Genomic DNA, 15887 nt, shown 5'->3' with positions numbered 1-15887 from the left:
GGGACTTATCTGGCTGCCACCGGGGACATCTCGGTGGCCGCCAGTGGGGCGAACTCCTGGCCGCCACCGGGGAGAACTACACGGCCGTTGACAGCGGCCCTCTCGGACTGCCTGGACATCAGCGGCTGGAAGCGCGTCGACGCCAAGACCCGCAAGGAGTTGCCTGTCCCGCCTGAGCGCCTCAACCGGTACGTGACCGCCGTCAAGGCCGAGAAGTGGGGAGACCAGTGGAAAATCCTGGAAGTCACCCCGGAGCAGCGCACATGCTGACCCGCAGAGCCATCACGGCCCTGTCCGCCGTCGCGGCTGTGACTGTGCTCAGCCCCGCAGTCGCCTACGCGGCTCCGCCCGATGGCGGAGGTCTCTGCCCCGGCCCCGACTCCTGGGTCCAGGTCTGCGCGGCCGACCCCGGCACGAAACCGTCCGGCGGTTCACAACAGACCGGCGACAAGGGCGGCGGCGGCAAGGGAGGCACAGCGAAGCCGCCGGAGTGCACGCCTGCTCAGAAGCTGGACCCGCAGCCGCCACCGAACAGCGAGTTGTGGGAAGGGCACGATCCCGCGGACGGCGGCGCTGTGTACTCACGCACCTGCCGCTACTACATGGCAGACGGCTCCTCGACGATGCTTCTTGAAACGATCTACGGAGGTCCCGGAGGTCCGCCGGCCGCCCCGGTCGTTGATCCGGCAGTCCTGGCACAAGAAGCCGTCGACAAGATGCTGCTGCGCGGCCCGAAGATCGGAATCACGCCGAAACCCGGTGGCAAGGGTGTGGTCGGCATGCCGGTCTACATGTGGACTGAGAAGGGCGCCGAGAGGTACGGCCCGAACACCGCGTCGGCGTCGGCTGGCGCTGTGACGGTGACCGCGACCGCGAAGGTCAGCAAGATCGTGTGGACGATGGGCGACGGGAAGACCGTCACCTGCACCACGGCCGGCACCCCCTACAACGCCTCGTTCGGCAAGAAGCCGTCGCCGGACTGCGGCCACCGCTACGAGGTCCCCTCCTCCACGCAGCCTTCTGGGAAGTTCCACGTGACCGCGACTTCCACGTGGTCGATCGACTGGCAGGTGGCCGGCGGTGGCCAGACCGGCCAGCTCACCGAGATCCGGGAGAGCGACGTGGACATCACCGTCGCCGAGGTCCAGGTCCTCAACTAGCCCTCCCCCGCTGAAGAACTTGAGAGGCACTCACCGCATGGAATCCCCCGCCGCCGCGCCGTCGGTGCCGCGCCCTGCCGCTCCGGCCCGCGCCGAGGTCCCTATCACCACCACAGCCCCGGTCAAGCGGGAGCGCCGCTGGTCGGTGGCCGCGCTGTGCATCGTGCTGGCTGTACTGGCCGGTCTGGGCGCGGCGGCGGCCGTCACCTCTGCCAGTGACCGTGTCCAGGTTCTGGCCATCGCCCGCGACGTGCCGGCCGGTCAGGCCCTCACGGATGCTGACCTGATCGTGGCCGAAGTCTCCGCGGACGCCGCGCTGACTCCGGTGCCCGCCGCTCAGAAGGCGTCAATGGTCGGCAAGCGGCCGGCCGTCGACTTGCGCAAGGGCGGTCTGCTCACCACCTCTCAGCTCGCCGAGGGCACGGGACTGGGCGATGACAAGCAGCAGGTCGGTGTGCAGGTCAAGCGGGGCCAGGCCCCGGCGGGCACACTCGCCCCCGGCGACAAAGTCCTTGCCGTCACCACGCCCGCTCAGGGCGAGCAGCAGAGCGGCAAGGAGGCCGAGGCGCCGCCGTCGACCATCAACGCCGTCGTCGTGACGGTGTCCCGCCCGGACGCATCGGGCACGGTCGTCGTCAACCTCGCCGTCGCCACTACGGACGGCCCGCTGCTGGCCACTCGAGCCGCGCAGGGCCGTATCGCGCTCGTTCGAGAACCGCGGAGCAGCTGATGCCCGTTACCGCGCTCGTCTCCGCCAAGTCCTGCGGCGTGACCGCTTCCGCACTCGCCCTCACCCTGGCCTCGAAGCGGCCGTCGCTGCTCGCCGAATGCGACCCGGCCGGCGGGACCATCCGGGCCGGGTTCCTGCAGGGCCAGGTCACCGCCGGATATGGCCTGTATCACCTGGCCGCGGCCGAGCGGACCAGCCCGGACGCGCTCGCCAACGCCTTCGCCAACCACCTGTGGCCGATGGACGAGGCAGGGCACCGCAAGCTGCTGCCCGGCCTGACCGATCCGGCCCAGGCTTCCGCGCTCGGCCGCACGTGGCCGGCCCTATCGGAGGTGATGCATGTCCTGGCCGATGAGGCCGGATACGACGTGCTCATCGACGGCGGTCGCCTCGCGCTCGAGGCGGGCCGGCTTCACACCACGCTCACACCCGCTCCGCTGGTTCACCAGGCCGACCTTGTCCTGCTGGTGGTCCGCGGCACCGAGCAGTCCCTCACCCTGGCCCGGCCCCTGATCGACCCGCTGCGCACTGAGCTGGCCGAGCGCGGTACCGGAGCGGACGCGCTGGGTCTGCTGCTTATCGAGGACGGCTCGTACCGCGCCCACCAGGTTGCCGAGGCTCTTAAGGCGCCCGTGCTCGCAGCCCTGCCCTGGGACCCGGACACCGCGAACTACCTCATCAGCGGCGGAAGGCCGCCGCGCGGCTACGGCCGCAGCCCGCTGCTGCGCCACGCCCGTACGGCCACCGAGCAGTTCGAAGCCGCCGCGTCCCGCCGCAGCATCCAGAAGCAGTACCCCCCGCGCCCGGCCAACCCGCAGCTGGCCGGCGTGCTGCAGCGGCTGACCGAGAGCCGAGGAGGCGTACGTGGCTGACGTCCAACAGCGCCCTGGCGTCAACGGTCACCCGGCGCCAATGGGCCGCGAGGACATCGCGGGCCTGCTCGCCGGAAAGATCGGCCAGCGCAGGCCGGCTCAGGCGCCGCCCACCCCCGCCGAAACGACGACCACACCCCCGGCGGCGGCAGCGAGCCCGGCCGCGGTGCCGCGCCTTGCGGGCCTGCCCGGGCAGCTCCCGGTCGGCTGGGAGGTCATCGAGGACCTCCAAGCCCAGGTGTCCAAGCAGCTCAGCCAGCGCGACCCGGACAAGCTCCTTGGGGAAGCCGACCGGCGCGCCCTCGCGCGGTCTCTGGTCACCACGGCAGTGGCCGCCTGGTCGACCAAGTACGCCCACGGCAACACCCCGCTGACCGCTGAGCAGGAGACGGCGATCGGCACCGCAGTGTTCGACAGCATGTACCGCGGAGGCCGCCTGCAGTCCCTGCTCGACGAGGACGGCGTCGAGGACGTGATGGTCGACGGCCTGCGCGCCCATGTCGAATATCACGACCGCCCCCGGCGCACGATCGAGAAGGTCGCGGACAGCCACGAAGAGCTGATCACCTGGGTCAACCGCATGGCGCGCCTGTCCGGGCATGGCGAGCGTGCCTTGACGCAGGCCACCCCGATGGTCGGTTTCCGCATGCCGGACGGCTCCCGCGTCACCGCGAGCCTGCTCACCTCCCGCCCGTCGGTGGTGATCCGCAGGCACCGGATCCGGCAGCACGGCATCGCCGAGCTGGTGCAGTGGGGTTCCATCAATCCGCTTCTGGAACGGTTCCTGGTGGCCTGCGTCCAGGCGAGGATGAACATCCTCGTGGTCGGCGACATGGGCGCCGGCAAGACGTCGCTGCTGCGCGCGCTGGGGAGAGAGATCCCTCCCGCCGAGCGGCTGGTGACACTGGAGTCGGACCGCGAGCTCTACCTGGACGAGCCCGGGCCCAAGCCCGGTCCGGTGACGTTCGCGTTCGAGGCGCGGCAGTCCAATGGTGAGGTCCGCGGAGACAAGCTGGCCGGCGAGGTCACCATCTCGGACATGTTCGCCCAGGCCGCGCTGCGCTACAACGCGACCAGGGTGATCGTGGGCGAGGTCCGCTCCACAGAGATCGTGCCGATGCTGCAGGCCATGTCCGCGGGCGGGTCGGGCAGCATGTGCACGCTGCACGTCCGGCGGCCGCACGCCATCATCAGCCGCCTGGTGCAGTTGTGCACCGAGGCCGGCATGGCGACCGAAGCCGCCCACCACCTGATCGCCTCCTCCATCGATGTCGTCGTCTACCTCACCTACCTGGACGAGACCGCGATCGGGGGCCGCAAGCACCGGTTCGTCAGCCACGTCTACGAGGTCCATGACGTCGTCGGCGAGGGCGGCCGCCCAACCACCACCGAGCTGTTCGCCCCGCAGAGCGGCGAGATCCGCGCCGTCTACAAGAACATGCCGTCTTTCATCGACGACCTCGAGCGCACCGGCCTGTTCGACCGGCAGTGGCTCCTCGGCAACCTCGGTGGCTGGGCCCAGCCTCTGCAGACAGTGAGCGCTCGATGAACCTCTCCGAATCGAATCAGCTGACCGGGACGCGCGCCTGGGGGCGCTGGTGAACACCGCCCAACTCGCGCTGGTCGCGGCCTGCTGCGCCGTCCTCGCCCTGCTCTCCCTCGTGCTGTTCGTGCGCGAGGTGCGCGGGCGCATCCCCGACCGGACGAAGCCGGCCTCGCAGCTGGCCGGCAGGATCCAGCGGGCGAAGGCGGAGCTGCCGGAGAAGTGGCAGCAGCGGTGGCGGCACCTGGTCACCACCGCGGCGGTCGTGGCGCTGGTGGTGTGGGCGTGGACCGGCTGGCCTGTCCACGGTCTGATCGCCGGTGCCGCGGTCCTTGGCCTGCCGTACATCGTCTACCCCGGCACGGCCGCCCGGCAGCGCATCGAGCGCCTCGAGGCCCTGGGCCAGTGGCTCAACCACCTTGCCGGTGTGCACACCGCGGGTATCAGCCTGCCTCAGACGATCCGGGCCTCCGCGAAGAACGCCCCTGGCCCGATCGCGCCGAACGTACGCGCTCTGGCCGAGCGGCTCCGCTCCGGGATGGAGGCGCAGGACGCGTTCGCGGTGTTCGCCGACGAGCTCGCCGACGGCGTCAGCGACCATGTGGTGCTGCTGTTCCAGTCCCACGCCGTCTACAAAGGCCCCGGTCTCGCAGACGCCCTGGAAGCGCTCGCGGTCACGATCCACCAGCAGGCCGCCGATGCCCGCGACATCGAGGCCGACCGTGCCTCCGTCCGTAAGGCCTCCCGCATGGTCTCCCTGGTCATCTGCCTGGTGGTGACCGGCTGCATGCTCAATGACGCCTGGTCCGGCTGGTACCAGTCCCCGCTCGGCCAGCTCGTGCTGGCCGGGCTCGGCGGAGCGTTCGGCTGGACGCTGAACCTGCTGCGCCGCATCGCCCGTACCGAGCCCGACCCGCGCCTGCTCAACCCCCTGCCCGCCACCCAAAGCACGATCACCGCCACGGGAGGGGTGCGATGATCCCCATGGAAGCGGTCCTGCCCGCGGCCGCCGCCGGAGCGCTCATCGGCCTCGCCGTGCGTTCCCTTTGGCCTGCCAAGCCCGACCTCACTGCCGCACTCGATCGCCTGGACGCCGGCAAAGTCGGAGCGGCCCTGCCCTCCGGAGGCGCCGTCACCAGCGGGTCCCTGCCCGAACGCGTCGGCGAGCGCATCCTCGGCGAGTTCGGCGGCCGGATCACCCTGCCACTGAAGGACCTGAACCTACTGCGCATCAGCCCGGCCGAACACCTCGGCAAGCGGGTGTTGTTCGCCCTGTACGGGCTGCTGCTCCCGCAACTGGTCCAGGCGCTGCTCGCCCTGGCCGGCGTGGCGTTCCCGTACGCGGTGCCCGCGGTCGTCTCGCTCGGGCTCGGAGCCCTGTTCTGGTTCTGGCCCGCCAAGGAGGTCGCCCAGGACGCGGCCGCGGCCAGGCTGGTCGTGCGGCACGCCGCCGCCTCCTACCTGGAGCGGGTCGCACTCGCCCGAGTGGCCAACAGTGGTGCCGCGCAGGCCCTGACCCAGACCGCGGAAGTCGGTGAGGGGTTCATCTTCGAGCGCATGCGGCAGGTCTTCCACCAGGCCGACCTCGCCGGCATCACCCCCTGGGACGCCCTCAAGCAGCTCGGAGAAGAGCTCGACATCCCCGAACTCACGCGCCCGGCCGACACCCTCGCGCTGGCAGGCGACGGCGCCGCCGTCTACGCCACCCTGCAGGCACAAGCCCGGCAGCTGCGCATCGCGCTGCTCAGCGACGCGAAGGCGAAGGCGAACGCGGCGAGTGCCGCGATGGTCCTGCCGGTCACCTTCGGCGTCATCCTCATGCTCATTTTCGTGATGATCCCGATCACGATCACCATCCTCGCCAGCTGAAAGGGAGAAGAGACCACATGGACATTCAGATGATCACCGCCTGGATCCGCGCCCGCTACCAGCAGCTTCGTGACGCCCGCGACGCCGGTGTGACCAGCACCGAGCTGGCCGTCATGGCCGGAGCGCTGCTGCTCGGCGCGGGCCTGCTGGTCGTGGCCATTCGTACGAAGCTGACCGAGAAGATCGGCATCATCAACGGCGGCTGAGGAGAGGAACCGAAGAGAGAAGAGGGGACCGGAAGCAGATGAGGGAGGGGAGGGGCGTGGGGGCACGGTTGCGGCGCCGTCTTCGGGCCTGCGTACGCCGGCGCCGACTGGACGGAGACCGGGGCTTCGGGAGTGTGGAGTTCGCGGTCCTGGCTGTCGTCGTCCTGGCGCTGGTCTTCACGTCCATTCAGGTCGGGCTGTACTACCACGCCCGCAAGGTGGCTCAGTCCGCCGCACGTCAGGGCGTTGAGGCCGGGCGGCAGTTCGGCGCCGGTGAGGGAGATGCGGTCGCGCAGGCGCAGTCCTTCCTCGGCCAGTTCGGCGGCAGCGTGCGGGGCGCCAGTGTGTCCTCGGCCGGAAGCACTGCGGAGGAGATCCGCATCACCGTGCGCGGCACCGTCGCCACCCTCGTCCCCGGCCTGGAACTCGATGTGGTCCAGCACGCCGACGCACCCGTAGAGCGTTGGACGAACCCATGAGGGCCCGTACCCACCTGCAGCGCCTCGCGCGGGCGCTGCACCGCGACCGAGGCAGTTACGCACTGGAGACGGCGGTCCTCGCACCCGTGATGATCGGCCTGCTGTTGCTGATGATCGCGTTCGGCCGGGTGACCGACGCCGACGGCGCCGTGGACTCCGCGGCCCGCGCGGCCGCCCGGGCCGCCTCGCTCGAGCGCGACGCCGGCAACGCCCAGGCCGAGGCCCAGTCCGCGGCGACCCGCAGTCTGGAAGGGGAGGGCATCACGTGTCAGACCTCCAGCGTGGTGGTCGACACCTCCGGCTACGCCCTCGACATCGGCGTGGAAGCGAACGTGACAGCGACGATCGCCTGCACGGCCAATCTCTCCGACATCGGACTTCCGGGCCTGCCCGGCTCCAAGACGCTCACCGCGTCGTGGACCAGCCCTATCGACACCTACAGGGGCCGTCAGTGATCTCTCAGGTTCAGGATTTCCGCACGCGGCGGCGTGCGGCATTGTCCGGACGGCGCCGTGACCGCGGTTCCATGTCGCTGTTCTTCGCCCTCTCAGCGCTTGCCATCTTCATGGTGATGGGTCTGCTCGTCGACGGAGGCGGCGCCCTGAACGCGGGCAACCGAGCAACCTCCGTCGCCCAGGAAGCCGCCCGCACGGCCGGACAGCAACTCGACCCAGCCCAGGCAATCGAAGGCACCGCCATCACCATCGACCCGGACGCAGCCGTCGGGGCCGCCCAGGACTACCTCGCGGCCGCTAACGTCCAGGGCGACGTCACGATCACTGACGGCGGGCAGACGCTCACCGTCACCGTCCACGACTCCTACGAGACGTACTTCGCCCAGTTCGTCGGCGCGGAAACGATCAGCGTGACCGGCACCGCGAAAGCACACTTGCAGACCCAAGCTGGAGGCTGAGCCGCACATGGCCCACCGCAACCCCGCCCCGCTGCGCGCCGTCGGCGCCGTGCTGCGGGCCCTGCTCGGCCTGACCCTTCTGGTGGCCCTGGTCGGCGGAGCTCCGTATCTGCTGCTCATGGTGGGCCACCAGCCAGCCGAACTGTCCGGTGGCCTCGATCTGTTGATGCGCCAGGACGACGGCAGCCTCTTCCTCGTCGTGCTCACCTCTATCGGCTGGGCCGCGTGGGCAGCGTTCACGCTCTCCGTGGTCGTGGAGATCCTGGCCGTGCTGCGCCGGCGATCCGCACCGCGGATCAAGGGTCTGGGCGGCATGCAGTCCCTCGCCGGCTTCCTCATCGGCGGCATCGTGCTGCTCGCCCCCACCGCGGCGTCGGCAGCGACGACCGTCCCCGCGGTCGCGGCAACCGCTGTGCAAACAGCGGGCGAGACAGGTACCAGCCCTGCGCCGAGCGGGAAGCCCGCCGAGGCGACCGAGGATGCCGACTGGCCCACGCACACGGTGTCTTCCACGTCGGAGCTGCCGTGGGATCTGGCGGAGGCATACCTCGGTGACGGCAAGCGGTGGAAGGACATCGCCGCCCTCAATCCGGAGATCGGGCAGCTAGTTGCCGGTGACCAGTTCCTGCCCCAGGGCGCGGTCATCAAGCTGCCCGCCGACGCCCGGCCGGTGGCCCCTGCCACCATCTCCTCCTCAGCCCCGGCGGCCGACACGACCACCGCTCGTGCCCACACGTCCAACGCACCCAGGCCGCAGGGCGGCAACCAGGACCAGCCGGTCACCGAGGCGCCGAGCGAGAGCAATGCGGAGCAGCCCGAGAGCCATATCGTCCAGGAAGGCGACAGTCTCTGGTCGATCGCCGATGAGCACGGAGACCCCACTGACTGGCCCGAGATCTATGAGGCCAACAAGGGTGAAGCCCAGCCGGGCGGCGGAACCTTCGACAATCCGAACCTGATCTACCCAGGCCAGGAACTGGACCTGCCGACCGCGGCCACCCCCCGGGACGACAGTGACGCCGACAGCAGCACATCGGGGCCTGACGGGGCCGGTCAGCACGACAAGGGGCACGACGGCCAGGCCGCCTCACCTCCTGCCACGCCAGAGGCCCCCACCACCGCCCCCTCACAGGCCGTGCCGTCGGAATCGGCGAAGCCCAGCGGCGCCGCGCAGGAGGGCACCCCCGGTCAGCCGGCCGCGAGCGCCACCCCCCGCCCGACCGAGTCGGCGCCGGCCCAGCCAGGCCCCTCGGCAAGCAACGCCCCGGCTTCCCCGACCAGCCAGCCGACCGGCGGCCCTGACACGAGTGGCACTTCCCCGGCAGTTGCCGAGGCCGACGGGGGTTCCGGGAACACGATGCACACGGTGGCGTTGGCCGCCGGAATCGGCGCGCTGCTGGCCGCCTCCCTCGCCGGGGCGCTGGGCGTCAAGCGGATCCTGCAGCAGCGCCGACGCCGCGCGGGCGAGACGATCGCCATCGATGACGACCCGACCCCACTGGAGCAGGTCCTCAACGCGAGCGCGGAGCCGGCCGGAGTCGTGCTGGTCGACACCGTGCTGCGCACCCTGGCCCATCACGCCGCGGCCGCGGGCCGGGAACTGCCCGCCGTACAGGGGGCGCGCGTCACCGACCGGACCGTGCAGCTGATTCTCGACGACCCGCAGACAGAGCTCTTGCCGCCGTTCACTGCCGGCAGTAAGTCAGGCACCTGGGTACTGGGTCCGGCGTGCCCTCTGCTGGAAGGCGACGCGGTGCGGCAAGTGCCCGCCCCGTATCCGGGCCTGGTCACCCTCGGGGCCACCGAGGACGGTGACCTTCTGCTGGCCGACCTCCTGCACACCGGTGCTCTGCTGCTCGACGGTGACCCGGGCGACGTCCTCGCAGTCGCCCGTGCCATGACCCTGGAGGCGGGCACCAGCGGCTGGACCGATCACACCGAGATCGTCACGGTGGGACTTGGGTCCCGGCTGGCGACGCTGCTGCCTAAGGGCCGGGTCAGGGCCATGCCGCATCTGCCGTCCGTCGTCGCCGACCTGGGCGCCCTGCTGGTCGAGGTACACCAGCACAGCGGCGATACCGAAGGAACCCCGGAGCCGCTGCCATGGATCCTGATCTGCGCCGGCGACGTCGAGGCGGAGCAGGCCTGGCAGCTCGCCGACGCGATCTCCGCAGCACGCAACCTGCCCCTCGCGGTGGTCCTCCCAGCGAGCGAAGCCACCCGGCAGGCCTTCCCAGACGCCGAACAGATCCCGGTCGCACCGGATACCCGGATCACCCTCTCTCAACTGGGCGGCCCGCTGCAGCTGCAGCGGCTCACCGATGACCAATACCGCCAGTACGTGCACGCGCTCGAGGTCGCCGACCAGAGCGCGCAGCCCGCAACCGGGGCCTGGCAGCTCGCCGAAGACCACGACCTGGCGGCCACCGCGCCGCGCCCCGGGCCGCACCCGCTGCTCCTACACCACGGCGGCGAGGACGGCGAGAGCGCGGATCCCGGCAACCCCTTCCCCGCGCTGCTCGCGTCGGCGGAGCCGTCCCGGATCCACCTGGTCAAGCCCGCACCCGCCCCCACAGCCGAGAGTGAGGGAGAGGGCGCCCGCCCAGAGGGGGACACCGCAGCCGATGCCCCCGCCGAGCCCCTGCACATCGACGAAGGCGACGACGGGGGCGACCCGAACGCCCCGGAGATCGCTGTGCTGGGGCCGCTGAAGGTCACCGGGATCACCAGCTCCGGTCACGGCCCCAAGGTCGCCGCGCTGGCCGCGCTGATCTACCTGCGGCCTGGACGAAGTGCCGATGCGCTGTGCACCGCGATGGACCCGGTCTCCCCGTGGTCGACCCGCACGCTGCAGTCGAGATTGTCGGAAATCCGCTCCCGGTTCGGCTCCGCCCCCGACGGCGAGCCGTACCTGCCCCGTCCCAACAAGGCCGGCTATGTCTTCCACCCTGCGGTGCGCTCGGACTGGGACCGCTTCCAGCGCCTGGCCGCTCGGGGCCTGGCCGCCGGCCCTGAAGTCGGGATCGGCGATCTGGAGAACGCGCTCGGCCTCGTGCGAGAGAAGCCGTTCGACGGCCAGGACTACCCATGGGCGGACTCCGTCCAGCAGGAGATGCTCTCCCGCATCGTCGATGTCGCCCACACCCTGGCCACCTGGCACACCGAAGGTGACAGCCCGGACCTGGACGCGGCCCGGCAGGCGGCCCTGCGCGGCCTGGACATCGACGAGACCGCCGAGGTGCTCTACCGCGACTGGATGCACATCGAGTGGGCCGCCGGGAACACCGCGGGCGTCCGCAAGGCCGTCGCGCGTGTTCAACAGATCACCCTCGCCTACGACATCTCCATGGAGCCGCTCACCGAGCAGACCATCGACCTGGTCCTGTCCGACCGGCCCACCCCCATCCACGTCACCCGGGCCTGACACAACGAAAGCCAGGTACCAGACCGACAGGAAAGCTCACGAAAGCACAAGCGCGGCCCGACATAGGCGAATACAGATCGACAGGAGCAGAGAACTGTGGAGTCAGCGGAGTCGAGGCGCCCTGTGTACCTGACCCGGACACACAAGACCCTGATCGGCGTGGTCGTCACCGGAGCGCTGATCATCGCCGGAATCGGTTTCGCCGGCTCCTACGCCGCCGTGCGCGAGCTCGCCAAGAAGAAGGGCTTCGGCGGCTTCTCCCTGGTCTTCCCCATCGGCATGGACGCGGGCATCTGTGTGCTGCTCGCCCTCGACCTCCTGCTGACCTGGATCCGCATCCCCTTCCCGCTGCTGCGCCAGACGGTGTGGCTGCTGACGGCGGCGACGATCGCCTTCAACGGCGCCGCCGCCTGGCCCGACCCACTCGGCGTCGGTATGCACGCCGTCATCCCGGTGCTGTTCGTCGTAGCCGTCGAGGCCGCCCGCCACGCGGTGGGCCGGATCGCGGACATCACGGCCGACAAGCACATGGAGGGGGTGCGCCTCACCCGCTGGCTGCTCTCCCCCGTCCCCACGTTCCGGCTGTGGCGCCGGATGAAGCTGTGGGAGCTGCGCTCGTACGAGCAGGTCATCAAGCTCGAACAGGACAGGCTGATCTACCAGGCCCGACTACAGGCCCGCTTCGGTCGCGCCTGGCGCCGCAAGGCCCCGGTCGGGGCCCTGATGCCGCTGCGGCTCGCGAAGTACGGCGTTCCGCTGGCAAAGACGGCCCCCGCGGGGCTGGCCGCCGCCGGTATCGAGCCAGCGCTCCTGCCCCCGAACCCAACCGCTGCCCCGCAACTGACAGAGCGGGAACTACCCACGGGCCAGCTGCCGACCGCGGGGCCGACGCTCGCCGAGCAGGAATGGCCCCACGCGCACCCCGACGAGCAACAACCGCCGGACGGCCCCGGCCCCGGTAAAAGCCTGCGGTTCAACGCGCAGCAGGTCGCGCAAGAGGCGTGCGAGAACAACCCCACGCTCAAGGAGACCATGGTCACCGCCCCTGCTACGCGGCGTCATTCTGTGCACCGACGCGCCACGGTCAAGCTCCCGGCACGCATCCCCACACCGGAAAACAACGCGAGCCCGAAAGACTCCGGAGACTTGGCCACAGCATCGCCCGACCAGCAACGGCCCATGAATGAGCAACCCACCACGGTGGACCGGTACTACCAGGCATGGACAAAATACATCCACGAGAACGGAACGGAGCCGAAAGGCACAGACTTCTCTCGGTTCCTTGCAGATCGAGGCATGACCGGGCGCGATGGCAACCCCGTCAGCCCATCCACCCTGCGCCGCTACCTCCCCACATTCCGTGCCTACGCTGAGTGGATACGACATGTGCACGGTCAGGGCGTGGAGCCAACGGCGGAGCAGCTGGCTCAGCTACTGACTGACCGCGGCATCACCGGTAAGCCGTACTCAGCGGAGAAGTTGAAGTCACTCCTCGGTGATTTTCCGCGGCGTCGTGCCGCGCTCGGCCCCGACCGGACCAGCACCATTGTATGAGCGGGCAGGTCGCCTATGCCGCCCGCGCAGGGGCCGAGGCCGGGGCACCATTTCCCAGGCGATCGGGGCGACACGGATCCGAACCATGCCCTGTCGCGGGCTACCCAAGACCCGCCCTCTGCCAGTCGTCAGCGCCACAGGACGCCTCTGGCTGAAGGTGCGCACGATCCGGGTACGCGACCTGTTCGGCTGACCGGACCCGGCCGCCATCTCCGCCCCCACGCCCGATGGCGGCAGAGCGGCAAGGGGGGCGGAGGTCTGTGAAGGCGTCGTGCCGTCAGCCCCACCGTCCGGCCGGCGTGTACTGCTCGGCTTGCTGCCAGCTCGCGGGGATACCCAGCGCCGTAGGCGCGTCCGCGATCCCCGCGCCCGTACGGGGATCCGTACCGGGCAGCGGCTGGCAGGCGGTGCGCAGCAGCATGTACAGGCGGTCGGCGCGTGCCGCGGTTCGCGGCACTACCTGCGTGCGCAGGTGTTCGTGGTGGGCCAGCAGCAGGGCCGCCAGGCCGGTGACGTGGGCTGCGGCGATCGCTGTGCCGTCGACCGCGGCATAGCCGTCACCGAGTGCGGTGGTGATCACCGCTGCGCCGGGCGCGACCAGGTCCACCCCCGGACCGGTCGGAGTGAACGGAGCCGGGTACGGGCCGGGCCACGGCGGCTGCACCGCAGTGAGCGGGCTGCTGCTGGGGTAGGTGCCGGTATGCGCGAGCGCCCCCACCGCCAGCACCCCCGGGAGGGTGGCGGGCTGGGTGAGCGGCCCGGCGGTATCCCCCGCCGGGGCGATGACGGTGATCCCGGCGGTGTGCGCATCGGCGAGTTTCCAGGCGGCCAGCTGGGAGCGTACGCCATAGGCGAGGCTGATCTGGGCGATGTCGATGTTGTGGGTGATGCAGTAGTCGACCGCTTCGATCAGGTCGCTGAGGTGCCCGCCGGGAAACAGCTTCAGCGCATGCACCTCGGCCTCCGCCGCGATCCCGGCGATGCCGGCGTTGTTGTCCGCCGCGGCGATGACCCCGGCACACCAGGTGCCGTGCCCGGTCACATCGAGGCCCCAGGTGCCGTTGCCGGCGCCGGTGAAGTCGTGCCCGTGCTTGACAGTGTCCTTGAGGTCCGGGTGGGCGGTGTTCACCCCTGAATCGAGCAGCGCGATCCTGATGCCGTCGCCGCGGTAGGTCGGCGGGATCTGGTTGAGCCGCATCGCCTGTGCACCCCAGCCAGTGATGGCCCGGCCCGGGAAGCCCTCGAACGTCTCCGACAGCGCCTGCACCGTCACCGCCACCTCTCCGCTGCCCGCGGGTTGGGGGGTGCCGGTGCGCGCCGGCCAGTAGCTGGCCACCGGACGCACGTAGAGGGCCTGCAGGGTTTCCGGGGTGTCCGCGGCCAGGGTCAGGGTGACGCGTCCGTCCGGGCCGGTGATGCCGTGGACCGGGCCGCCGGTGCCGATCGCCCACACGTGCGCCCCGGCCACCGCATCCCCCTCACCGCCCACCACCCGCAGCGTAAGCTGCTCGGGCTCCTCCAGCGTGACGACCAGCATCGGATCCAGTACCGGCACTGGGCCCAGGCCGACCGGCGGGGTGGGGGTGTAGGACAGGGGCTGGTCGAACTCCACAACCACCTGCGGGTTCGCCGCCAGGGCGCGGGCCCGCTCCTGGGGCATCTTCACCACCGCGATGGGCGGGCAGGCCGGGTGTGGCTCCGCGATCGCCCCCAACCCGCGGGAACGGGACGGCTGCACCTGCGCCACCGGTTCCACATCGGGGTCCTCCTCCAGCAGCTTGAACAGCGCCGAGGCCTCGATCGGCGGCACCCCGCCGCCCAGCAGCCCCAGCGGGCGCGGCGCCACGAGATACCGGCCCCACCCCGCCCGCACACCCCGGCCCTGGTACCCCAGCGCCTGCGCTTCCCCGCCCGTCCGTCCGGCCGGCTCACCTGCCCCGCCCGCAGTCGCCGCCGGCTGCCCGGCCTCACCCGCCGCGCCCTGCGCACGCGCGGTCTTTCCGCCCTTGCCGTTGCCCGGCTTCACACCGTTGCCGCCCTGCTCACTCATTCAGCCAACCGCCATCTCAACGTAAAGCGTCGTCGTACGCCCCGGATCTTCAGTGGCCGGCCGGGAAGCGGGCGTCCATGAGCTCCCCGGCCAGCGGCCCGCCGCGCCTTTGCCTCACCCCGGCGCGACATCCGGCCGGGCAGACGCCGCGCTTCCCTACAGGGAGAAAAGGGAACGGGCGCCGCCCGGCCGGGGGCTCACATGCCCATGGGCGACAGCTGCCCGAACTGCGGCTGCTGACCGAAGGCGCCCTGGCCCGGGAACTGGCCGAACTGCTGCTGGCCGTAGCCACCGCCCCACTGCTGCTGGCCCTGCTGGCCCTGCTGCACCAGCGTCAGGATCGCGATAGGTAGCGCCTGCTGCACGGACTGCTCCACCGCGCTGCGCACGCCCTGGAGCAGGGTGTGGTGCAGTGCGACAGCCAGGTACGGGTGGGCCTGGTGGGCCAGGCCCTGCTGCTGCAGCTGCTGCTGGATCTGCTGCAGCGTCTGCTGCATGCGCTGCGCGATCTGCTGGCTCGCCTGCTGGCAGGCCTGCTGGATCGTCTGCTGGACCACCTGCGCGAGCTGCTGCTGCGGCCCGGCGATCTGCTGGCCGAACAGTTGCTGCTGCCCGTACGGCTGCTGGGTCTGCGGCTGGCTGATCTGCTGAGGGGTGTACACGGACATGCGGAACTCCTCCTTGAGCGCTCCGGAAAGCACAGACAAACGGCGCACCGGACAGCCCGGCCGCCGCCACCGAGCAGCAAACCACCAACCGACCAAGAACACATTCCGGGACATACCACTAGTACTGCAACGGTGTTTTGTGTGACGGTTTGACGGCTGGCGCGTTGTGCCGGTCATGGGGTGGGAGATGGTGCGGGCGGATGCCCGTAAGTGGTCGGCGGGGCTGGCCGAGCTGCACGAGCGGTTCGTGCACCGGTTTTCAAGGGTGGAACCGCGTGAATCGTCGCTGGCGTATATGCGTGGGCTGGTTGCTCCGCTGGAGCGGAAGAACGGCTGGACGTTGGCGGAGGAGGCCGGACATGCCGGTCCGGACCGGATCCACCGGCTGCTGAACCGGATCGACTGGGACGCCGACGAGG

Annotated in this window: 14 protein-coding genes and 2 pseudogenes; 14 read left to right on the top strand and 2 right to left on the bottom strand. The window is 70.6% G+C overall.

Going from position 1 to position 15887, the window contains the following annotated elements; translation table 11 throughout:
* The 13 genes and pseudogenes from AC0699_RS37870 to AC0699_RS37810 form a co-directional block, all read left to right on the top strand.
* A pseudogene (locus AC0699_RS37870) lies at positions 1-270 on the top strand (hypothetical protein); the annotation flags it as partial.
* Positions 264-1160: an ATP/GTP-binding protein gene (locus tag AC0699_RS37865; RefSeq protein WP_478670413.1), complete on the top strand. Its 897-nt coding sequence runs from the start codon at positions 264-266 to the stop codon at positions 1158-1160. The pseudogene AC0699_RS37870 and the gene AC0699_RS37865, both read left to right, overlap by 7 nt.
* A gap of 37 nt (positions 1161-1197) precedes the next feature.
* On the top strand, positions 1198-1890 hold the full coding sequence (locus AC0699_RS37860; protein WP_478670409.1) for an SAF domain-containing protein: 693 nt from the start codon (positions 1198-1200) through the stop codon (positions 1888-1890).
* Positions 1890-2762 (top strand): MinD/ParA family ATP-binding protein, encoded by an 873-nt coding sequence (locus AC0699_RS37855; RefSeq protein WP_478670404.1) that lies wholly within the window; start codon positions 1890-1892, stop codon positions 2760-2762. The genes AC0699_RS37860 and AC0699_RS37855 overlap by 1 nt, the downstream gene beginning before the upstream one ends.
* Positions 2755-4311: a CpaF family protein gene (locus AC0699_RS37850; RefSeq protein WP_478670395.1), complete on the top strand. Its 1557-nt coding sequence runs from the start codon at positions 2755-2757 to the stop codon at positions 4309-4311. Before AC0699_RS37855 ends, AC0699_RS37850 begins: the two co-directional genes overlap by 8 nt.
* Before the next feature lie 49 nt (positions 4312-4360).
* On the top strand, positions 4361-5284 hold the full coding sequence (locus AC0699_RS37845; protein ID WP_478670392.1) for a type II secretion system F family protein: 924 nt from the start codon (positions 4361-4363) through the stop codon (positions 5282-5284).
* A complete protein-coding gene (locus AC0699_RS37840; protein WP_478670387.1) occupies positions 5281-6174 on the top strand; it encodes a type II secretion system F family protein in 894 nt (297 codons plus the stop codon). The genes AC0699_RS37845 and AC0699_RS37840 overlap by 4 nt, the downstream gene beginning before the upstream one ends.
* Positions 6175-6191: 17 nt before the next feature.
* Positions 6192-6380 carry a hypothetical protein gene (locus tag AC0699_RS37835; protein WP_478670382.1) on the top strand — a complete coding sequence of 63 codons (189 nt, stop codon included), beginning with the start codon at positions 6192-6194 and terminating at the stop codon, positions 6378-6380.
* 56 nt (positions 6381-6436) lie between these two features.
* On the top strand, positions 6437-6859 hold the full coding sequence (locus tag AC0699_RS37830; RefSeq protein ID WP_478670377.1) for a TadE/TadG family type IV pilus assembly protein: 423 nt from the start codon (positions 6437-6439) through the stop codon (positions 6857-6859).
* Entirely contained in the window at positions 6856-7314 is a 459-nt protein-coding gene (locus AC0699_RS37825; RefSeq protein WP_478670374.1) for a TadE/TadG family type IV pilus assembly protein, read from the top strand. The genes AC0699_RS37830 and AC0699_RS37825 overlap by 4 nt, the downstream gene beginning before the upstream one ends.
* Positions 7275-7772 carry a TadE/TadG family type IV pilus assembly protein gene (locus AC0699_RS37820; RefSeq protein WP_478670370.1) on the top strand — a complete coding sequence of 166 codons (498 nt, stop codon included), beginning with the start codon at positions 7275-7277 and terminating at the stop codon, positions 7770-7772. Before AC0699_RS37825 ends, AC0699_RS37820 begins: the two co-directional genes overlap by 40 nt.
* A gap of 7 nt (positions 7773-7779) precedes the next feature.
* Positions 7780-11196, top strand: coding sequence for a LysM peptidoglycan-binding domain-containing protein (locus AC0699_RS37815; RefSeq protein WP_478670367.1), 3417 nt, complete (start codon positions 7780-7782; stop codon positions 11194-11196).
* A gap of 123 nt (positions 11197-11319) precedes the next feature.
* The gene (locus AC0699_RS37810) at positions 11320-12750 is read left to right on the top strand and encodes a DUF2637 domain-containing protein (protein WP_478670417.1); all 1431 of its coding nucleotides are present in this window, start codon (positions 11320-11322) and stop codon (positions 12748-12750) included.
* A gap of 277 nt (positions 12751-13027) precedes the next feature.
* On the opposite strand, the gene AC0699_RS37805 is transcribed toward AC0699_RS37810, so the two are convergent.
* Both AC0699_RS37805 and AC0699_RS37800 read right to left on the bottom strand, forming a co-directional pair.
* Positions 13028-14800 (bottom strand): S8 family serine peptidase, encoded by a 1773-nt coding sequence (locus tag AC0699_RS37805; protein ID WP_478670363.1) that lies wholly within the window; start codon positions 14798-14800, stop codon positions 13028-13030.
* A gap of 197 nt (positions 14801-14997) precedes the next feature.
* Positions 14998-15468, bottom strand: a complete 471-nt coding sequence (locus AC0699_RS37800) for a hypothetical protein (RefSeq protein WP_478670359.1) — start codon at positions 15466-15468, stop codon at positions 14998-15000.
* Positions 15469-15655: 187 nt separating this feature from the next.
* Between AC0699_RS37800 and AC0699_RS37795 the strand changes: the two are divergent.
* Positions 15656-15887 (top strand): annotated as a pseudogene (locus AC0699_RS37795) (IS701 family transposase); the annotation flags it as partial.

The organism is Streptomyces sp. NPDC043870 (assembly GCF_056435785.1).
Note: the sequence above shows the minus strand (reverse complement) of the source record. Positions and strands in the feature narration are given on the sequence as shown.

Excerpts from the sequence above, each read along its gene's own strand:
- AC0699_RS37865 (WP_478670413.1), top strand. The coding sequence starts at position 264 with ATGCTGACCCGCAGAGCCATCACGGCCCTGTCCGCCGTCGCGGCTGTG.
- AC0699_RS37825 (WP_478670374.1), top strand. The coding sequence starts at position 6,856 with ATGAGGGCCCGTACCCACCTGCAGCGCCTCGCGCGGGCGCTGCACCGC.
- AC0699_RS37800 (WP_478670359.1), bottom strand. The coding sequence starts at position 15,468 with ATGTCCGTGTACACCCCTCAGCAGATCAGCCAGCCGCAGACCCAGCAG.
- AC0699_RS37805 (WP_478670363.1), bottom strand. The coding sequence starts at position 14,800 with ATGAGTGAGCAGGGCGGCAACGGTGTGAAGCCGGGCAACGGCAAGGGC.
- AC0699_RS37860 (WP_478670409.1), top strand. The coding sequence starts at position 1,198 with ATGGAATCCCCCGCCGCCGCGCCGTCGGTGCCGCGCCCTGCCGCTCCG.
- AC0699_RS37855 (WP_478670404.1), top strand. The coding sequence starts at position 1,890 with ATGCCCGTTACCGCGCTCGTCTCCGCCAAGTCCTGCGGCGTGACCGCT.
- AC0699_RS37835 (WP_478670382.1), top strand. The coding sequence starts at position 6,192 with ATGGACATTCAGATGATCACCGCCTGGATCCGCGCCCGCTACCAGCAG.
- AC0699_RS37815 (WP_478670367.1), top strand. The coding sequence starts at position 7,780 with ATGGCCCACCGCAACCCCGCCCCGCTGCGCGCCGTCGGCGCCGTGCTG.
- AC0699_RS37840 (WP_478670387.1), top strand. The coding sequence starts at position 5,281 with ATGATCCCCATGGAAGCGGTCCTGCCCGCGGCCGCCGCCGGAGCGCTC.